Below are 16,054 nucleotides of genomic sequence, written 5' to 3'. Positions count from 1 at the left end.
ATCTCACGAGCCTGGGGGAGCCCCTACCTGCTTGATCCCGGCTCTTCATGAAAAGCAAAGGAAGTTACAGTGACCGAATCTCCTGCATTTCCGCGGGTCCACATAGCCACCGACCACGCCGGCATGGAACTGAGCGCCCACTTGGTCAGCCACCTGTCCGCGAAGGGCTACGAAGTGGTGGACCACGGACCCAAGGAATACGACGCCTTGGACGACTACCCATCGTTCTGCATCAACGCGGCCGTGGCAGTGGCAGCGGATCAAGAAGCAGGGGTCCACGCCCTGGGCATCGTCTTGGGCGGGTCCGGGAATGGCGAGCAAATCGCCGCCAACAAGGTCCGGGGCGTTCGCGCCGCCCTTGCGTGGAACCACTCCACCGCCACACTGGCCCGGCAGCACAACGACGCCAATGTTGTGGCCGTCGGCGGACGCCAACACAGCATGGAAGAAGCAACTGACCTGATCGAGGCCTTCCTGCAGGAACCCTTCAGCAACGACGAACGCCACATCCGCCGCATCGGCAAGATCGCCACCTACGAGGCCACCGGCGAAGTCGTCGGGTAACTCTTACCATCGGGTAACTCCTACCAAGGGAGTGACCTACACCGAAAACTGCGGTCCATGGTGGCGCGGCACTCGGGCCGCCAGGTTCCACAATGCAAGACGGGAACAAATCACCACTGTGCATGCGCCCCGGCCCCGCACCTTGGACACATACCTGCCAAGGTCAGTATCAGCGTGAAAGAATCCTCTAATGACCTCCCAAAGAAAGGAACTTACCTTGTCACCTCTCGCCACTTCCTCCTTCCGGGTAGCGATCGTCAGTGCCCGATGGCATGCCGACATCGTTGATCGTGCGGTGGACAGCTTTCAGACGCGACTCAAGGAACTCGGCATCGTCAACGTGGATGTCCACCAAGTGCCCGGGGCCTTCGAAATTCCGCTGCTCGTCCGACGGCTCGCAGCGTCAGGCCGATACGACGGTGTCGCCACCTCTGCTCTGGTGGTTGACGGAGGTATTTATCGCCACGAATTTGTCGCACAAAGCGTCGTGGACGCCCTCATGAGAGTGCAGTTGGAAACGGATGTACCAGTATTCTCCGGTGTCCTAACTCCTCACCATTTTCACGAGCACGAAGAGCATCGCAACCAGTTTTCCCAGCATTTCGTGACCAAGGGGAAGGAGCTGGCAGACGCTCTCGCCTCAACTCTCGCATCATTGGCGGCCCTGTAGATCCAACGAGACCTGAATGAGCTGGCTGGAACTCTAGTCCTGCTTGGCGGCGTCACTGCAGGCTACGAGATCGACCGTCGCCGACCCGGCCGGCGCCCCAACACGTCCAGTTGTTCCTCTGCCCATGTCGAAATGACGACTGGTTCCGGCAACAGGCTCTGAGCTCGGAGCACGCGGCAACTCGTTAAGCGGGACGTCTGACGGGTTGTTACGCGAAAGCGGGCCCAGACCCCTGGTGGGGGCCGGCCAGAGGGGCGTCAGCCACACTACAGATCTGCCCTTCTCGGCACAGCTTGCTTAACGTGGGCTATCGGCCATCGATCCAGTCGTGCCTATGCTTGCCTTGGGATGTTTCCGCTCCTAGGAAGCCTGTCAGCAGTCGCTAACAGGCTTCCTAAGTCGTGAGCCGCAGGTTGCGTTCCGTCGCCATTTCCGTGGTGGAATCCTGTCGCGGCAGAATGTTCCTGCCGAGCCTCCAGACGTCTATTTTCGGTTCGCTCTCGGCTGGTTCCTGAACGCCGATATCGGACGTTTCGTCGTTCTTGGGGCTGAGCCAGAGAGCAACGCCGGTGACCGGTCCTGGACCACGAAGGCCGTGAGGAACAGGCAGAGGGCTCCGCGCCAAGCTTTCGACCGCGGCGGTTGCAAAACCACTGGTTGCGCGGTGTCCGGCAACGGAGGAACAAGCCGATATGACGCTCATCGATTGTGAGGTGCCCGGTAGATCGATGCTCAATCGCTGGGCAAAAAGGCAGTGTGGACAGCGTCCACACACTGGGCTTCGGATCGGGTCGTACTGGGGCCGGACTGGGCCGGATTGGGGATGTTTTCAGGACTTCCCAGTGTTTGCGCGGGCTGGAATGCAGTTCGAGTCCCACCTTGGGCACAGCATGACCCCTCATCAGAGGAGTTTTTGCTTTAATGTGTGGACATTGACCCTCCGCGGGTCCCTCTGACGCTGGCGGCGGATTGTGGCTGGTGCCGCGGTGGCCTGTTCGGTTGTGTGTGGGGCGGTGTCAGGGTCCTGGCCGCTGGGCCCTCCGCCTGCTGGAATCTAGGGTTATGTGCCGTCCTTTCTGGCTGTTCCGGTGGCCAGTTGTTGGCCGTCACTCATTCATGGCCGGGAGTTGTGGTGACGACATGACGAAGCCGACTTTTCTTTGAGGACCTTCCGCGGGACTGCTTTCTGCGAGCCACACAGAGTGCGCTTATCGCGTGTTTGTCCGGCCAAAGGGGGTGTGGACATTGTCCACACACTGTCCACGGGCGGCTTTTCGACCTGCGTTTTCGTCCCTTCCTGCTGGTTCTCCCGGTACCACTTCATGCAGGTCTCTGTTGCAGGCAACATGACCTTGCGCCCGCGGGCCCTCGGTGTCCTAGGACGTTCCCGGGTTCAGCGGGAACGTCTTTTGGGGTATCTGCGGCTGTAGGGTCCGATCCGTCGACAGAGTCGAGGTGTGTGGGATCCGGACTCTTCTTCCGGGGGCGGTCCTGGTTGGCTTGATCCGTAAGACCTGTCCATAGTTGGACGCGCGTCTATCATTTTCCTCCCGTGAATAGGGTCAGTGCCGTTCCCGCTAAGATAGGCGTCCCGCGCAGACTTGCGGTAGACGAGGCGGCTGCCGCACCTCTCAGAGACGGGCCCGTCACCGACGGTCATTCCGCTGAACACGGCGACGAGCACGCTGGCGGTACTGGCGTCGTGGACGAGGTAGCCGGCCGTTGCTGGCACCGGATGTGTCTGTCAGATTTGGGCGTCGTTCTGATAGCGGAGTCACCGCTGGGTTGAGGGTCCGGAGTGCAACTTGGGGAACCGGGAGCGATTCAAAGTTTCGAGAGGAAATAAGCGACGGGGGAGCGCCGAACGAAACTTTGGATCGTGAGCGGCGCATAGCGCCCTGGTTGCGTGGAGGATCCGCCCAGCGATGATGGGGATCAGAATGACAAACAGCGAGGACGCTTCTGGTCATTCGTGATTGGGAATTGGTGGTGCGGCATGACGTGAGGATCGTGTCGATTCGGATAACAATCCTGTTAAAGCGTCCCGGCCCGGGGGCTCTCCCTCGGCTCTGGCACAACGAGGAAGCCCGCAGGGGACCGGTTTGCTCCAGTTTGGCTGCCGCAGGGGCGAGGAACCTTATGCCGTCCCGGTATGCCCATCCGCGGACTTTGGTCTTAGACAGCATCGGCGGGCCGGCGCGACACTGGAAGGATACTCGCGACCGAAAGGTATACCATGTCCGTTTCAGTGGAAACTTCCCCAGGATTTGCCAACCCGTCCGGTGACATAAGCGTCCCCGCCCGGCAGCAGCACCTCGCGCAGCGCACCCTCGCCGCACGGCCCTCGGAAGTCCGCAAAGTCTTCAGGGCCGCCCAGCGGCCCGGCATGATCTCCTTCGCCAACGGCGCGCCCTACCTCGGTGCCCTACCGTTCGACCGGATCGCTGCAGACGCCCAGCGGATCCTGCTTGACAGCGGCGAACGCTCCTTCCAGTACGGCTCCAGCGACGGCATTCCTGAGCTCCGCGCCCACATTTCCGAACTCATGAAACTCGAGGGCATCACGGCCGGTCCGGACCGGGTCATCGTGACCTCCGGTAGCCAGCAGGCCCTGGACATAGCCGCCCGCGTCCTCGTCAACCCGGGCGACGTCATCTTCGCTGAGGCCCCGTCCTACGCCGGCGGCATGGCCGTGTTCACCAGTTACGAGGCCGACATTGTCCACGTCCCTATGGACGCCGACGGCCTGATCCCGGCGGAACTCGAACGGCTCATCCGCGAAGTCCGTGCCGCCGGCAAGACCGCCAGGGGCCTCTACACCATCCCCAACTTCCAGAACCCCGGCGGCGTGAACCTCTCCGCCGAACGCCGCCTGCAGGTCGGCGAGCTGTGCCGCAGCAACGACCTGCTGATCTTCGAGGACAACCCCTATGGGCTCCTGGGCTTCGACGGGGAAACGATGCCTGCCATCCAGCCCGACTTCGAGGACATCACCCTCTACTTCGGCTCGTTCTCCAAGATGATTGCGCCCGGGCTCCGTGTAGGCTGGGTCCTGCCGCCGGTGTCCCTCTACGGCCACCTGCTCAATGCCAGCGAAACCTCACAGCTCAACCCCTCGGTGTACTCGCAGCAGCTCATCAGCGCCTACCTCGATGACCCCGCCTGGGAAGACAAGCTGGCCGAATACCGGGCGATCTACCGGGAGAAGTTCACCGCCCTGGTGGAAACACTCGCGAAGGTCATGCCCGCCGGCACCACCTGGAACCGGCCCACCGGCGGCTTCTACCTTTGGGTGGAGGCCCCGGCCGGGATCGACACCGAAGCACTCGTCTACGACTGCATCGAACGCGGCGTGGTGTACGTCCCAGGAACCGCCTTCTACACGAACGGCAGCGGCCACAGCGAACTGCGGATGTCCTTCTGCCTGCCGTCCCTGGACGACATCCGCAAGGGCGCCGCCATCCTCGGCGAGGTATTCAGTGCCGCCCTTGCGGGAGCAGCAACCTCGGATTAGTCGCACTGCGAAGCAACAACGTGAGGCGCCCCCAGAGCTGTCTGGGGGCGCCTCACGTATATGTGGGTATTTCAGATCGGATTACACAGCGGCCGGGGCGGCTTCCGTATGACGTCCGAAGAAGATTTCGAATGAATCGAAATCGATCAGCCGTCGGGTGCCGGTGATGGTGTCCTGAATCCAGAACACTCCCAATTCCGGGTGGGCTTCTTCGATGTGGCCCCGGTGGTGAACTTTGTGGTTCTGCCGTGCCTCGATGAGATCACCAAGGCAAAGGTGGCTGAAGTCATAGGACCGGAACTTGTCGGGGGGGGAGGGCGGTCATGTGGGGCCCCTTCTGGGTGGGGGTGGGTGTCTGGGGCCGTGCGTGGTGGTTCTGCCGTTTCTTCATCGGGGATTCCCGCCGCCTACTTCGCGGTACGGATTAGCTTCCGGTTCACGAACTCGTCCATGCCGTACCTGCCCAGTTCGCGGCCCACGCCGGAGCGCTTGATGCCGCCGAAAGGCAGCTCGGCCGCGGTGCCGGGGGCTTCGTTGATGTACACCATGCCGGCATCCAGGCGGTCTGCGATCTCCGCGGCCTTGGCCGGGTCGGTGGACTGGATCACGGCGCCCAGCCCGTAGGCGGAATTGTTGGCCAGCTCCACTGCCTCGTCCTCGGAGGACACCCGGTACAGCACCGCCACCGGGCCGAACAGCTCCTCAGAGAAGGCGCGCATGTCCTCGGTGACGCCCGCCAGGACCGTCGGCTGGAACCAGGATCCCGGCTGCTCCAGCCGCCCACCGCCGGTGAGCACCGTGGCGCCCTTGGCGACGGCGTCGTCCACCTGCTCCGCCAGCCCGTCCAATGCGGCGGCGGAGGCCAGCGGCCCCATGAACGTGTCCGCCTCTGTGGGGTCACCCACCTTCACGGAGGTCACGGCACCCACGAACTTCTCCACGAACTGCTCGTACACCGCGTCCGCCACGATGATCCGCTTGGCCGCATTGCAGGCCTGGCCGGTGTTGCCAAAGCGGCCGAACAGGGCGTGCGTGGCCGCCTGGTCCAGGTCCGCGGAGTCCAGCACCAGGAACGGGTCCGAGCCGCCGAGTTCGAGCACCACCTTCTTGAGGTTCCGGCCGGCGATCTCCGCCACGGCGGAACCTGCGCGCTCCGAACCCGTCAGCGAGACACCCTGCACACGGGGGTCGGCGATGATGTCCGCCACCTGCCCGTTTGTGGCGAAGACGTTGGCATAGGCGCCTTCGGGTGCGCCGGCGTCGCGGAAGATCTGCTCCATGGCCAGCGTGGATTCCGGGCATTGCGGGGCGTGCTTGAGCAGGATGGTGTTGCCGTTCATCAGGTTGGGCGCGGCGAACCGGGCCACCTGGTAGTACGGGAAGTTCCACGGCATGATCCCCAGCAGCACGCCCAGGCCGTCCTTGCGGACAATCGCCGTGCCGCCGGCCGCGACCTCCAGCTCCTCGTCCTCGAGGAAGGTCGGGCCGTTTTCGGCGTAGTACCGGTAGATGGACGCCACGATGTCCACCTCGATCTGCGCCTGGAAGACGGGTTTGCCCATCTCGCGGGTAATGATCGCGGCAAGCTCGTCGCGGCGCTCGGTGTACAGCTCGGCCACGCGGCCCAGCAGCTTCACCCGGTCCGCTAGCGCCGTGCGGTTCCATGCCTTGAAGGCGGCGTTGGCGGTGGTTACTGCGGCGTGGATCTGCTCATCGGTGGCGGTGGGGTAGGCCTTGACGGTCTCCCCGGTGGCCGGGTTGGTGACGGCATAGAGGCTCATGATGTGCTCCTTCAGTCGGGTTGGATCGGTTAGGGGAGGGCGATCGCAGGGTCGGTGATGACGTGGATGATGGCCGGGATGCGCTGGTCCTGGACAGCTTTCAGGGAACGTTCGACGGCGATCGCGGCCTGGTCGTCGCTGGTCACCGTTTCGCCGTGGCCGCCGAAGGCGCGGGCGTAGGCCGCGAAGTCGGGGTTGGCCAGCTGGGTGCCGCTGACGCGGCCCGGGAAATGGTGTTCCTGGTGGTCCCGGATGGTGCCGTACTGGCCGTTGTCCATCACGATGATGAGCATCGCGGCGCCGTACTGCACTGCCGTGGCGAACTCCTGGCCGTTCATCAGGAATTCCCCGTCGCCGGCGATGGCCACGGCCAGGCGCTCCGGGCTTTGCAGTGACGCGGCCACTGCCGCCGGCACGCTGTAGCCCATGGAACCGTTGCGCATGCTCAGTTGCGACGGGAACACGTTCGTGGGCAGGTACCGCTGTGCCCAGGCGCAGTGGTTGCCTGCGCCGAAGCTGTATACGGCGTCCTGCGGCAGGCGCCGGACCAGTTCGGACACCACGGCGCTCATGTGGCCGGTGCCTTCACGGGTTGCCGGCAGGGCTGACACGTCCGGGAGTTCGCTGAACGCAGCCTGCGCGGACCGGCCGGCGGCACGCCAGGAGTCCCACTCGGCGGCCTTGCCAAGCCGCAGGTCCTTGACGGCCGCGGCGAAGGCCAGCGGGCTGGCCAGGATGTGGGCCGTCACGGCGCCGGAGCGTCCCCGCAGGGAACTGTCGATGTTGACCACGATGTTCGTGGCGTCCAGTGACTGCCGCACGGTGTAGCCGTCGGTCGGTACGTCGGTGGGCACCGCGCCGATGGCCAGCAGCACATCAGCCTCGGCGAAAATCTGGGCGGTCTCCGCGGTGCGGCCGTAGCCCAGGGCGCCGACGAACACATCGGAATTGAATGGGATACGGTCCGAGGCGCGCCAGTCCTGGATGACCGGGATACCGTTGACCTCGGCGAAGGTGGTGATTGCTGCTGCTGCCTCCGGCGTCCAGCGCTGGCCGCCCACAAAGAGGGCGGGCTTCTCTGCGCCTCCCAGCGCGGTGCGGACCAAGTCCAGCTCAGCCGCGGACACTGCCCCTTCGGCCACGGCCATGGGCGCGTGCAGGCCACCGGTGAACTCGTGGGTGATGACGTCTTCCGGCAGGCCCACGATCACGGGACCGGGGCGCCCTGACTTGGCGGCGAAGAATGCTTCGGCAACCACCTCAGAGGCCCGGGAGGCTTCGTCAAGGACAAGGACGCGCTTGGCCTGGGTGCCGAACCACGCTTTGGGGTCGAATTCCTGGAAGGACTCGCGCTCGCGGTCCGCGACAGGGATCAGGCCCACGAACAGGACCATCGGGGTGGCGTCCTGCCAGGCGGCGTGGATCGCGACGAACGCATTGGCGGCTCCGGGTCCGCGGGTCACCATGGCCACGCCGGGCTCGCCGGTGAACTTGCCGTGGGCTTCGGCCATATAGGCGGCACCGCCTTCCTGGCGGCATACAACCGTTTCGATGTCGGCTCCGTGGAGTCCATCGAGAACGGCCAGGTAGCTTTCTCCCGGGACGGCGAATACACGGCTGACGCCGTGCAGGGCCAGTGAATCAACAATCGCCTGGCCGGCGTGGGTCTTCTTTTCCAAAATAGTGTGCTCCTCAACAGGGGGATGACCCGGAACCTGGCATTTTGTGGCGGCCCGCTGCGGTGCCGGCGCCAAGGGGTTTCCTCAAGTATTGACAGCCAAGATCATGCTGTCTAATACATAAAAAGCTGGAATTCGATAACTAAGAGGCATGAAGTGTGCCGTGGACCAGTTCGCCGCCCACCACTGTCGCGGTGACGCGGACCGCCCCGATGGATGCCGCCGGAACGCGGTAGATGTCCTCGCTCAGTGCCACGAAGTCGGCCAGCATGCCCGGCGCCAACGACCCCTTGTAGTGGTCCTCGTGCACGGCGTGTGCACTGCCCACGGTGTAGGCGCGCACGGCCTGGGCCACGCTGATGCGTTCCTCCGGAACGAAGTCAGCCCCAGAGGACGTGCGGCGGTTCACCAGATCGTGGATGTTCAGCAGAGGGTCCCCTGACACCACCGGCGCATCCGAGCTGGCCGGGATTTCTATGCCGGCGTCGAGCAGGGACTTCACCCGGTAGGCGAGGCGCGTCCGCTCCGGCCCCAGCGCCCGGGCCGCGCCGTCACCGAGTTCGCTGATGAAGCGGCCCTGCGGTACGGGGATCAGGCCCAGGGATGCCAGCCGTTTGATCTGGTCATCGCCGGCCACGTTGACGTGTTCCACCCGGTGGCGGGCATCCGGGCGCGGGTAGAGCTGCTGGGCTTCCTCGAAGATGTCCAGTACCACATCCAGTGCGGCATCGCCGATGGCGTGCGTTGCCACCTGCCAGCCCGCGCGGTGTGCTCCGATGACGCGGCGGCGCAGCTCCTGGGCCGGGAATTGCAGGAGCCCGCGGTTGCCTGCCGGCTCGCCGGCCGCGTGCTGGTAGTCGCAGCACATGAACGCGCTGCGGCCGATCAGCGAACCATCGGACAGGATCTTGGCCGGCCCCAGCCGTAGCCATTCGTCGCCGAAACCGGAACGCATGCCCAAGTCCAGGCCCAATCGCGCAACGGGGCCCGCACCGTTAGCGGCGTCCACGTCCCCGTCCCCGAGCCCGTGAAGTGTGGTCAGGTACGGCATCACCGTGGCGCGCACGCCCAGCGTTCCGCCATCGCGCGCGGCCTGGTAACCGGCAATGTCGGACAGGCTGTGACCGATGTGCTGCGGCGCCCCCAAACCGGGTTCGGTAATGCTGGTGACGCCGAGTTCGAGGAGGGCGGCACTGCCTGCACCCACCATGCCGGCCACGTCGGCCACCCCCGGCGCGGGGATGGCGTCCATGACCAGTGCCCGGGCCGTTTCCTGGAGCAGGCCGAGTGCCTTGCCTTCCGCGTCCGCAGGTGCGGCGCCGCCGTCGGGCGCGGTGACATTGCGGCGGCCGGGATAGCCTGCCCGTTCGAAAGCGGCCGTGCTGGCAACCCCCATGTGCCGGGAGTTGTGCATCAGCCACACCGGGTGGCCGTGGCTGACGGCATCCAGCTGCTCCGCCGTCGGGTGCTGGTTGCCGAGATGATTCTGGTCGTATCCGGCCCCCTGCACCCAGACACCTTCCGGAGCGGCCAGGCAGGCGCGCTCCACCGCGGCCAGCAGTTCCTCCATGCCGGGACACGCCGCGGGACGGAGATCCGCTTGCACCAATGCCTGCCCCACATAGCTCAGGTGGCAGTGCGCATCATTGAAGCCGGGAACGACGGCGGCGCCCCCCAAGTCGAAGACGTCGCGGAAGAGCGAGGCGGGCAGGTCGCTGTCGAGACTGACGATGCGCCCGTTGTGGACGCCCACGCTGTGGGCATGCGGACGCCGGCGGTGTTGGGTGTAGAACGATCCGTTGGTGTAGAGCGCGTCCAAGAGCATGCAGTTCTCCCGATGTGTGTGGATGCGTTATTGCGATCCATCAAGTATCGGAAGCAGGCCTCATGCTGTCTAATGTTTATTTGGTTGCTTATTCATGCTCATCAGGCATGGTCAGTGACCTTGGCGTCATTGATAACTGCGCCCTGCTGGTTGAGGAAAGCTCGGATCCGGCGGGCCACTGCCAGGATGGTGTCCTCGGCGAAATGGCCCGGGATCCAGGCGGTATGCAGCGGAAGGCGCAACGCGGGCCCCGGCCTGGCCTCTGTGCCCGCCAGGATCCTGATGGGGTGGGTGCCGTAGGCAGGCAGGTCAGTGGTGACGCCGATCCCGTGCCCGGCCGCTGCCAGCGCCATGATGGTCTGCCCGTCGTCGCATTCGGAGACCTGGCGGAAGCTTAGATGGGCCTGGTTGAGGGCGTCGTCCAGGATGTAGCGGCTGACGCTCTGGTGGGAGGACAGGATGGCATGCTGGCCGGACAGGGCGGAGAGCGGAAGTTCGGTGACGCCGTCGCGGGCCCACTTATGGTCCGCAGGCACGTAGGCGGTCAACGGGATGCTGCCCAGCGGCATGGTGGTCAGTCCCGGCTCCGGCGCGGCGGGGGAGACGGCGAAATCGCAGCCGTGCAGCAGCGCTTCGGCAATTGCAAAGTGGCTGGTCTCCTGCGTAATGATGAGCGGATCCTCGGGCCCAGTGGTGGCGATGTACGGCGCCAGGAACCCGCGGACCGAGGCCGCCGTGGCCGCTGCCACCAGGGTGGTCACGCGTCCGGTGCGCAGGGCGTCCGCGGCAGCTTCCAGGCCCTGGGTTTCCACCATGAGACGTCGGGCGGCCGGGATGAACGCCCGTCCGGCGGGCGTCAGGGCCAGCTTGTTGCCCTGGGCCTCGAAGAGGCGTAGCTTGAGCTCGTTTTCCAAGGTCTTTATCTGCCGGCTGAGCGCGGGCTGTGCGATGTGGATCCGTTCGGCGGCGGCGGTCACGGTGCCCGCGTCCACGACGGCAAGGAAGTACTGCAGGCGGCGAAGGTTCATGGCAACAGCATGCTCTTTGGGTATACCTCAACGCAAGAAGAAGTATTGGCGGGTATGCAGCGCCTCACAGTACGTTTCATGGGACAGAGCCGTCCGCGCTCTCGCAGCCCATCAACATTGCACCGCCATTTGAGGATCTCCCATGACACGTCTCCCATCCCGAGCAGCGAACACACCGCCTGCAGCGCCGCCCACCCCCGCGCCGCCCACCCCCGCGCCGCCCGTCCCCGCAGCGGCCCCGTCCAGCCCCGGCAAGGTAGTGGCCGCCGCCTTCATCGGCACCGCGCTGGAGTGGTACGACTTCTTCCTTTTCGGAACCACCGCAGCGATCGTCTTTGCGCCGCTGTTCTTCCCCGGCAGCGATCCCGTGGCCTCCACCGTCTCCGCGTTCCTGAGCTTCAGCGCAGCGTTCATCGCCCGCCCCGTCGGTGCTCTGATCTTCGGGCACGTCGGTGACAAGTACGGCCGGCGCGGCGCCCTGGTGGCCACTGTGATGATCATGGGAGCCGCCTCCACACTCATGGGCCTGCTGCCCACCTACGAAACGGCCGGCGTCGTCGCCCCCGTTCTGCTGACTCTCCTGCGTGCGGTCCAGGGCGTTGCCACAGGCGGCGAGTGGGGCGGCGCCACCCTGATGGCCATCGAGTACGCCCCGGCGAAACGCCGCGGACTGTACGCGGCGCTGGTCCAGCTGGGATCACCGGTGGGCACCCTGCTCTCCACCGGAGCCATCACCCTGGTGGCCCTGCTGCCCAAGGACGACTTCATGGCCTGGGGCTGGCGGCTTCCGTTCATTGCCTCGATTGTCCTGGTGGCCGTAGCGCTCTGGCTCCGCTGGAACGTGGAGGAGACGCCGGAGTTCCAGGAACTCAAAGCCAGTGACGGAACCACAAAGGCACCGGTGGTCGAACTGTTCCGCCAGTACAAGGCGAAGCTGGCCATCGGCGTGTGCACGTACCTGGTGGGCAACGCCGGCTTCTTCATCCTCACCACGTTCATGATCAGCTACGTCACCCGGGTCCTGGGACTGCCGTCCACCGTGATCCTCACGGCCATGACCATCGGCGCCGTGGCCCAGATGGTCATGACCGTGCTCGCCGGCCGCCTTGCCGACCGCTTCGGCGCGGCACGGGTGGGCATCATTGGCTACTCGGTCTTTATCGCCCTGGCCTTCCCCATCTTCTGGCTCGTGGACAGCAGGGATCCGGGACTGATCATCCTGGCCATGGTGCTGGCCTTCGGCCCCTGCGCCATCACCTACGCCATCATCGGCGCACTGATCGACCGGCTCTTCCCGGCACAGGTCAAGTACACGGGCATGGGGCTGTCCGCCAACCTGTCAGCGGTCGTCGCCGGGTTCATGCCGGCCCTGGCCACCGTCTTCCTCACCTTCTCCGGCAACGCGTCGTGGGGACCGGCCTCGCTCCTGGTGGTCATCGGCCTGATCTCCCTGGGCGGTGCCATCGCCACCTCCAAGGTGCGGGCCGCCTAGCCCAGACGCACTCGTGTACGCCTGGATCAGGCATCCCGCCGGTGCCGAACAGCCCCGCCTGTGACGGTCATGTGGACCTGAGTGTCCCTGATCCCGGCGGGGTCTGCAGTGAAAATGTCGGTGTCCAGGACAACGAAGTCGGCGAGCATGCCGGGGGCCAGCGTGCCCTTGAGCGACTCCTCGCCGGAGGCAAACGCCGGGGCCACGCAGTACGCATGCAGTGCCTCGGCCAGCGAGATCCGCTCCTGCGGTTCCCAGCCGCCGTCGGGCTCCCCGGCGGCGGTGGTCCGCGTGATGGCGGCGTGCAGACCGTGGAACGGGTTGGGGACCTCCACGGGGGAGTCCGAGCCGAAGGCCACGGTGGCCCCGGCGTCCAGCAGGCTCCGCCAGGCGTAGGACGCCAGGCCCCGGCCCTCAACCATGCCCAGAATGGGCAGGTCGCTGGGGCAGTGCTGCGGCTGCATGGACGCCACCACACCCAGTTCGGCCAGCCGCGGTACCTCGGCGGGCTGCAGGAACTGCACGTGCTCGATCCGGTGCCGCAGGCCGTTCAGCGCGGTGGTGTCCCGAATCGCGGCCAGGGCGTCCAGAACCAGGGTGTTGGCGCGGTCGCCTATGGCATGGACCGCGACGGCGATGCCAGCCTCCGCCACGCGCCCGGCCAGCGCCAGCAGCTCAGGATAGGCCGTGACCTCCACCCCGTGGCCGGTGCCGCCCGGAAAAGGCTGGCTCATGTGGCACGTGTGTGATCCCGCCGCGCCGTCGGCAAAGATCTTCACGGCGCCGTGCCGGATCCAGCTGTCACCCTGGCCGGTCCGGATGCCGGCTGCTATGGAGGCCTCAAGGTCGTCCTGGGCCAGCAGCTTGTGGACGCGCAGGGTCAGCTCTTCCTCCTCGAGCAGGGTCCGGTAGGCGGCCAGGGCGTCAGCGCCGTCGATATCGTGGACGCCGGTGATGCCAAGGGACAGCAGGTACCGCTGCGCCTCACGCAGCTGCTCCGGAAGGTTTCCGGAGACCCCCGACGCCGCCAGTTTCCGCACCGGGTCGACGGCGCTTTCCCGCAGGATCCCGGTGGCCTCACCGCCCGCGTCGCGGACTATTTCCCCGCCCGCCGGATGGGGTGTGTCCCGCGTAATGCCCAGCAGCTGCAATGCCTGCGAGTTGGCCCAGACCGTGTGGCCGTCCGCGCTGGTGAGGGCCACAGGATTGCGCGGGCAGACCGCGTCCAGGCTGGTCCTGTCCGGCTGCACCGGAACCTGCCATGTGTTGAAATCCCACCAGCCGCCCAGGATCCACTCGCCTGCCCGGTAGCGCGGCAGAACGGCGCCGACGCCGGCCAGCGCTTCGGGCAGGCTGCCCGCGCCCCGCAGATCCACTTCGTGCATGGACCTGGCCAGGCTGGCGGTGTGGATGTGGGCGTCGGTCAGACCCGGAATCACGACGGCGTTGCCGAGGTCCACGGTGTTGGTTCGCGCGGGTGCGTGGGCACGCAGTTCGGCCGCCGGGCCGGCTGCCAGGATGACGCCGTCCGCCACCAGCAGGGCGTCGGCGCGGGGCTGGGCCGGGTTGAGGGTATGGAAGATCGCATTGGCAAAGAGGGTGGGGGTCACCGGAACAGGGTAAGGGTTCCGCGGGCGCATACCCGCCACCGGGTCCGCAACAAACGAGTCACATACCGGCGCCCTTGGCGCTGCTCCCGCCTGCATCGAAGGCCCAGTCCCGCTGTGGCCGCGGAACTCCGCAGTTCATGCCCTGCCGGCATGGCATCTCTAAATAATGAGTCTTAGACGTTCTGAGATGCGGGTCACATACTCGATTCTGCAGGTGTCCGCCGCCGCTTCACGCCGCGGCTCCTGCGCTCGCATCGGACCAATCTAAGGACCCCTCGTGATTCAGACTTTCCCGCCCACCGCAGGCGCTGCGGTCCGGCGCGGCCGCAGGCTCGCTCCATTGGCCGCCGCCGCCGTGGCCATCGCCGTCGCCGCCACCGGCTGCACCACCGGCACCGCCACCACGGGTTCCACAGCCGGGCAGGCTTCCATCGACACCATCCGGACCGTGGTCAACGCCGACCCCACCAGCTTTGCTCCTGTAGAGGTCCGCAACGCCGACGACTACGGCGTCAACCGCCTCCTCTTCTCCACGCTGGTGCGCCGCGACGAGAACAACAAGATCGTGCCGGACCTCGCCACCAAATGGGACATCACCCCCACCCAAGGCACGTTCACCATCCGCAGCGGGGCAACCTGCGCTGACGGCACGCCCATCACCGCAGGCGTGGTGGCGGAATCGCTCAAAGTGTTCGCTTCCCCGGACAGCAAATCCAGCTTCCGCCCGCTCGTCCTGGGCGAAGGGCCCGCCACCGTCACGGCCGATGACGCCGCCGGCACCGTCACCGTCAAGCTTGCCCAGCCATGGACAGACCTCCTCCAAGGACTGTCCCTGCACGCCACCGGGATCGTCTGCCCAGCCGGCCTCAAAGACCCCAAGGCGCTGACCGCAGGTGACATCCCCGGTGCGTTCTCCGGTCCCTACACCCTGACCAAAAAGCAGCACGGCGTGGCCTACACGTTCACGCTCCGCGACGACTACAGGGCCTGGCCCGAATACCAGACCGAGATCGCGGGTACCCCGGCCAGGACCATCGAGGCCAGCGTCAACGCCAACGCCAGCGCCGTGTCCAACGAACTCCTCACCGGCACCAAGGACCTTGCCACCATCCGTGGCAAGGACGCCACCCGCTTCGATGGCAACAAGGACTTCAGCACCCAGGTGATTCCGCAGGGCAGCCTGTACATGATGTTCAACGAACGCCCCGGCCACCCCTTCACCGACCTTGCGCTGCGCAAGGCCGTTGCCCAGGCCCTGGACGCCACTGCCTTCAACCAGGCAGCCTCCGGCGGCCTCGGCGAGCTCTACGCCTCCTTCGCACACCCGGGTGTGCCGTGCTCCAACAAGGACACCGGACTGCTCGTCAAGTCAGACCCCGCAGCGGCGAAAGCCACCCTGGCCGGCGTCAAGATCCGCATGGTGGGTGCACAGGTCTTCGGCCCCAACGGCGCCGCCAACACCTACGTCGCCGAGGCACTCCGGTCCGCCGGTGCCGACATTGAACTGCGCAACGTAGACCTGGCCACCTGGAGCACTGACCTGACCCAGAAGCTGGACACCTGGGACATCACCGTGATGGGCGGCATCAACGCCGGCGGCACCATGTACGGGGCGCTCTCCACAGTCATCGGAACCCCGGTGGAAAAGGGCGGCCTCAACTGGGGCGGCCTGGAGAACCAGCCCGTCCTGGACCTCGTGTCCAAGGCCATGACCCAAACAGATGACACCGAGCGTTGCGGGACCTACCAGGAAGCCCAGAAGCTCATGATCAGCGAGGCCCATGTGATCCCGCTGACCAGCCTGCCCTCCCAGGTGACCATCCGCTCCGGCTTCGCCATGCACACCATGAATGGCCAGCCGGACGAGAGCACCATGCGGATCACGAAGTAG

The 16,054-nt window shown here is 65.8% G+C and carries 10 protein-coding genes; 5 read left to right on the top strand and 5 right to left on the bottom strand.

The window, feature by feature from the left end:
• The first annotated feature begins 69 nt into the window (after window positions 1-69).
• The 3 genes from J7I89_RS05765 to J7I89_RS05755 all read left to right on the top strand — a co-directional run bounded on the left by J7I89_RS05765 (window position 70) and on the right by J7I89_RS05755 (window position 4,748).
• The gene (locus tag J7I89_RS05765; RefSeq protein ID WP_214968170.1) at window positions 70-564 is read left to right on the top strand and encodes a ribose-5-phosphate isomerase; all 495 of its coding nucleotides are present in this window, start codon (window positions 70-72) and stop codon (window positions 562-564) included.
• A gap of 190 nt (window positions 565-754) precedes the next feature.
• On the top strand, window positions 755-1,234 hold the full coding sequence (locus J7I89_RS05760; protein WP_214968169.1) for a 6,7-dimethyl-8-ribityllumazine synthase: 480 nt from the start codon (window positions 755-757) through the stop codon (window positions 1,232-1,234).
• A gap of 2,236 nt (window positions 1,235-3,470) precedes the next feature.
• Window positions 3,471-4,748, top strand: coding sequence for a PLP-dependent aminotransferase family protein (locus tag J7I89_RS05755; RefSeq protein ID WP_251044979.1), 1,278 nt, complete (start codon window positions 3,471-3,473; stop codon window positions 4,746-4,748).
• Window positions 4,749-5,155: 407 nt separating this feature from the next.
• Here J7I89_RS05755 and J7I89_RS05750 read toward each other — a convergent pair whose 3' ends face one another.
• The 4 genes from J7I89_RS05750 to J7I89_RS05735 form a co-directional block, all read right to left on the bottom strand.
• Window positions 5,156-6,529: an NAD-dependent succinate-semialdehyde dehydrogenase gene (locus J7I89_RS05750; protein WP_214968167.1), complete on the bottom strand. Its 1,374-nt coding sequence runs from the start codon at window positions 6,527-6,529 to the stop codon at window positions 5,156-5,158.
• A gap of 29 nt (window positions 6,530-6,558) precedes the next feature.
• Complete coding sequence (locus tag J7I89_RS05745) at window positions 6,559-8,208, bottom strand: thiamine pyrophosphate-dependent enzyme (RefSeq protein ID WP_214968165.1); 1,650 nt, start codon at window positions 8,206-8,208, stop codon at window positions 6,559-6,561.
• A gap of 142 nt (window positions 8,209-8,350) precedes the next feature.
• Window positions 8,351-10,033 (bottom strand): amidohydrolase, encoded by a 1,683-nt coding sequence (locus J7I89_RS05740; protein WP_214968163.1) that lies wholly within the window; start codon window positions 10,031-10,033, stop codon window positions 8,351-8,353.
• Between the two features lie 101 nt (window positions 10,034-10,134).
• The gene (locus J7I89_RS05735) at window positions 10,135-11,061 is read right to left on the bottom strand and encodes a LysR family transcriptional regulator (RefSeq protein WP_214968162.1); all 927 of its coding nucleotides are present in this window, start codon (window positions 11,059-11,061) and stop codon (window positions 10,135-10,137) included.
• 142 nt (window positions 11,062-11,203) lie between these two features.
• Between J7I89_RS05735 and J7I89_RS05730 the strand changes: the two genes are divergently transcribed.
• A complete protein-coding gene (locus tag J7I89_RS05730) occupies window positions 11,204-12,553 on the top strand; it encodes an MFS transporter (RefSeq protein WP_214968160.1) in 1,350 nt (449 codons plus the stop codon).
• Between the two features lie 26 nt (window positions 12,554-12,579).
• Here J7I89_RS05730 and J7I89_RS05725 read toward each other — a convergent pair whose 3' ends face one another.
• Window positions 12,580-14,163 (bottom strand): amidohydrolase, encoded by a 1,584-nt coding sequence (locus tag J7I89_RS05725; RefSeq protein WP_214968158.1) that lies wholly within the window; start codon window positions 14,161-14,163, stop codon window positions 12,580-12,582.
• Window positions 14,164-14,440: 277 nt separating this feature from the next.
• Between J7I89_RS05725 and J7I89_RS05720 the strand changes: the two genes are divergently transcribed.
• Window positions 14,441-16,054, top strand: a complete 1,614-nt coding sequence (locus J7I89_RS05720) for an ABC transporter substrate-binding protein (RefSeq protein ID WP_214968156.1) — start codon at window positions 14,441-14,443, stop codon at window positions 16,052-16,054.

The organism is Arthrobacter sp. ISL-5, from assembly GCF_018613835.1.
Classification (GTDB): Bacteria; Actinomycetota; Actinomycetes; order Actinomycetales; family Micrococcaceae; genus Arthrobacter.
Note: the sequence above shows the minus strand (reverse complement) of the source record. Positions and strands in the feature narration are given on the sequence as shown.

Bases quoted from the DNA above. Each gene is read 5' to 3' on its own strand.
- J7I89_RS05760 (WP_214968169.1), top strand. From the start codon at position 755: ATGACCTCCCAAAGAAAGGAACTTACCTTGTCACCTCTCGCCACTTCC.
- J7I89_RS05755 (WP_251044979.1), top strand. From the start codon at position 3,471: ATGTCCGTTTCAGTGGAAACTTCCCCAGGATTTGCCAACCCGTCCGGT.
- J7I89_RS05750 (WP_214968167.1), bottom strand. From the start codon at position 6,529: ATGAGCCTCTATGCCGTCACCAACCCGGCCACCGGGGAGACCGTCAAG.
- J7I89_RS05740 (WP_214968163.1), bottom strand. From the start codon at position 10,033: ATGCTCTTGGACGCGCTCTACACCAACGGATCGTTCTACACCCAACAC.
- J7I89_RS05735 (WP_214968162.1), bottom strand. From the start codon at position 11,061: ATGAACCTTCGCCGCCTGCAGTACTTCCTTGCCGTCGTGGACGCGGGC.
- J7I89_RS05730 (WP_214968160.1), top strand. From the start codon at position 11,204: ATGACACGTCTCCCATCCCGAGCAGCGAACACACCGCCTGCAGCGCCG.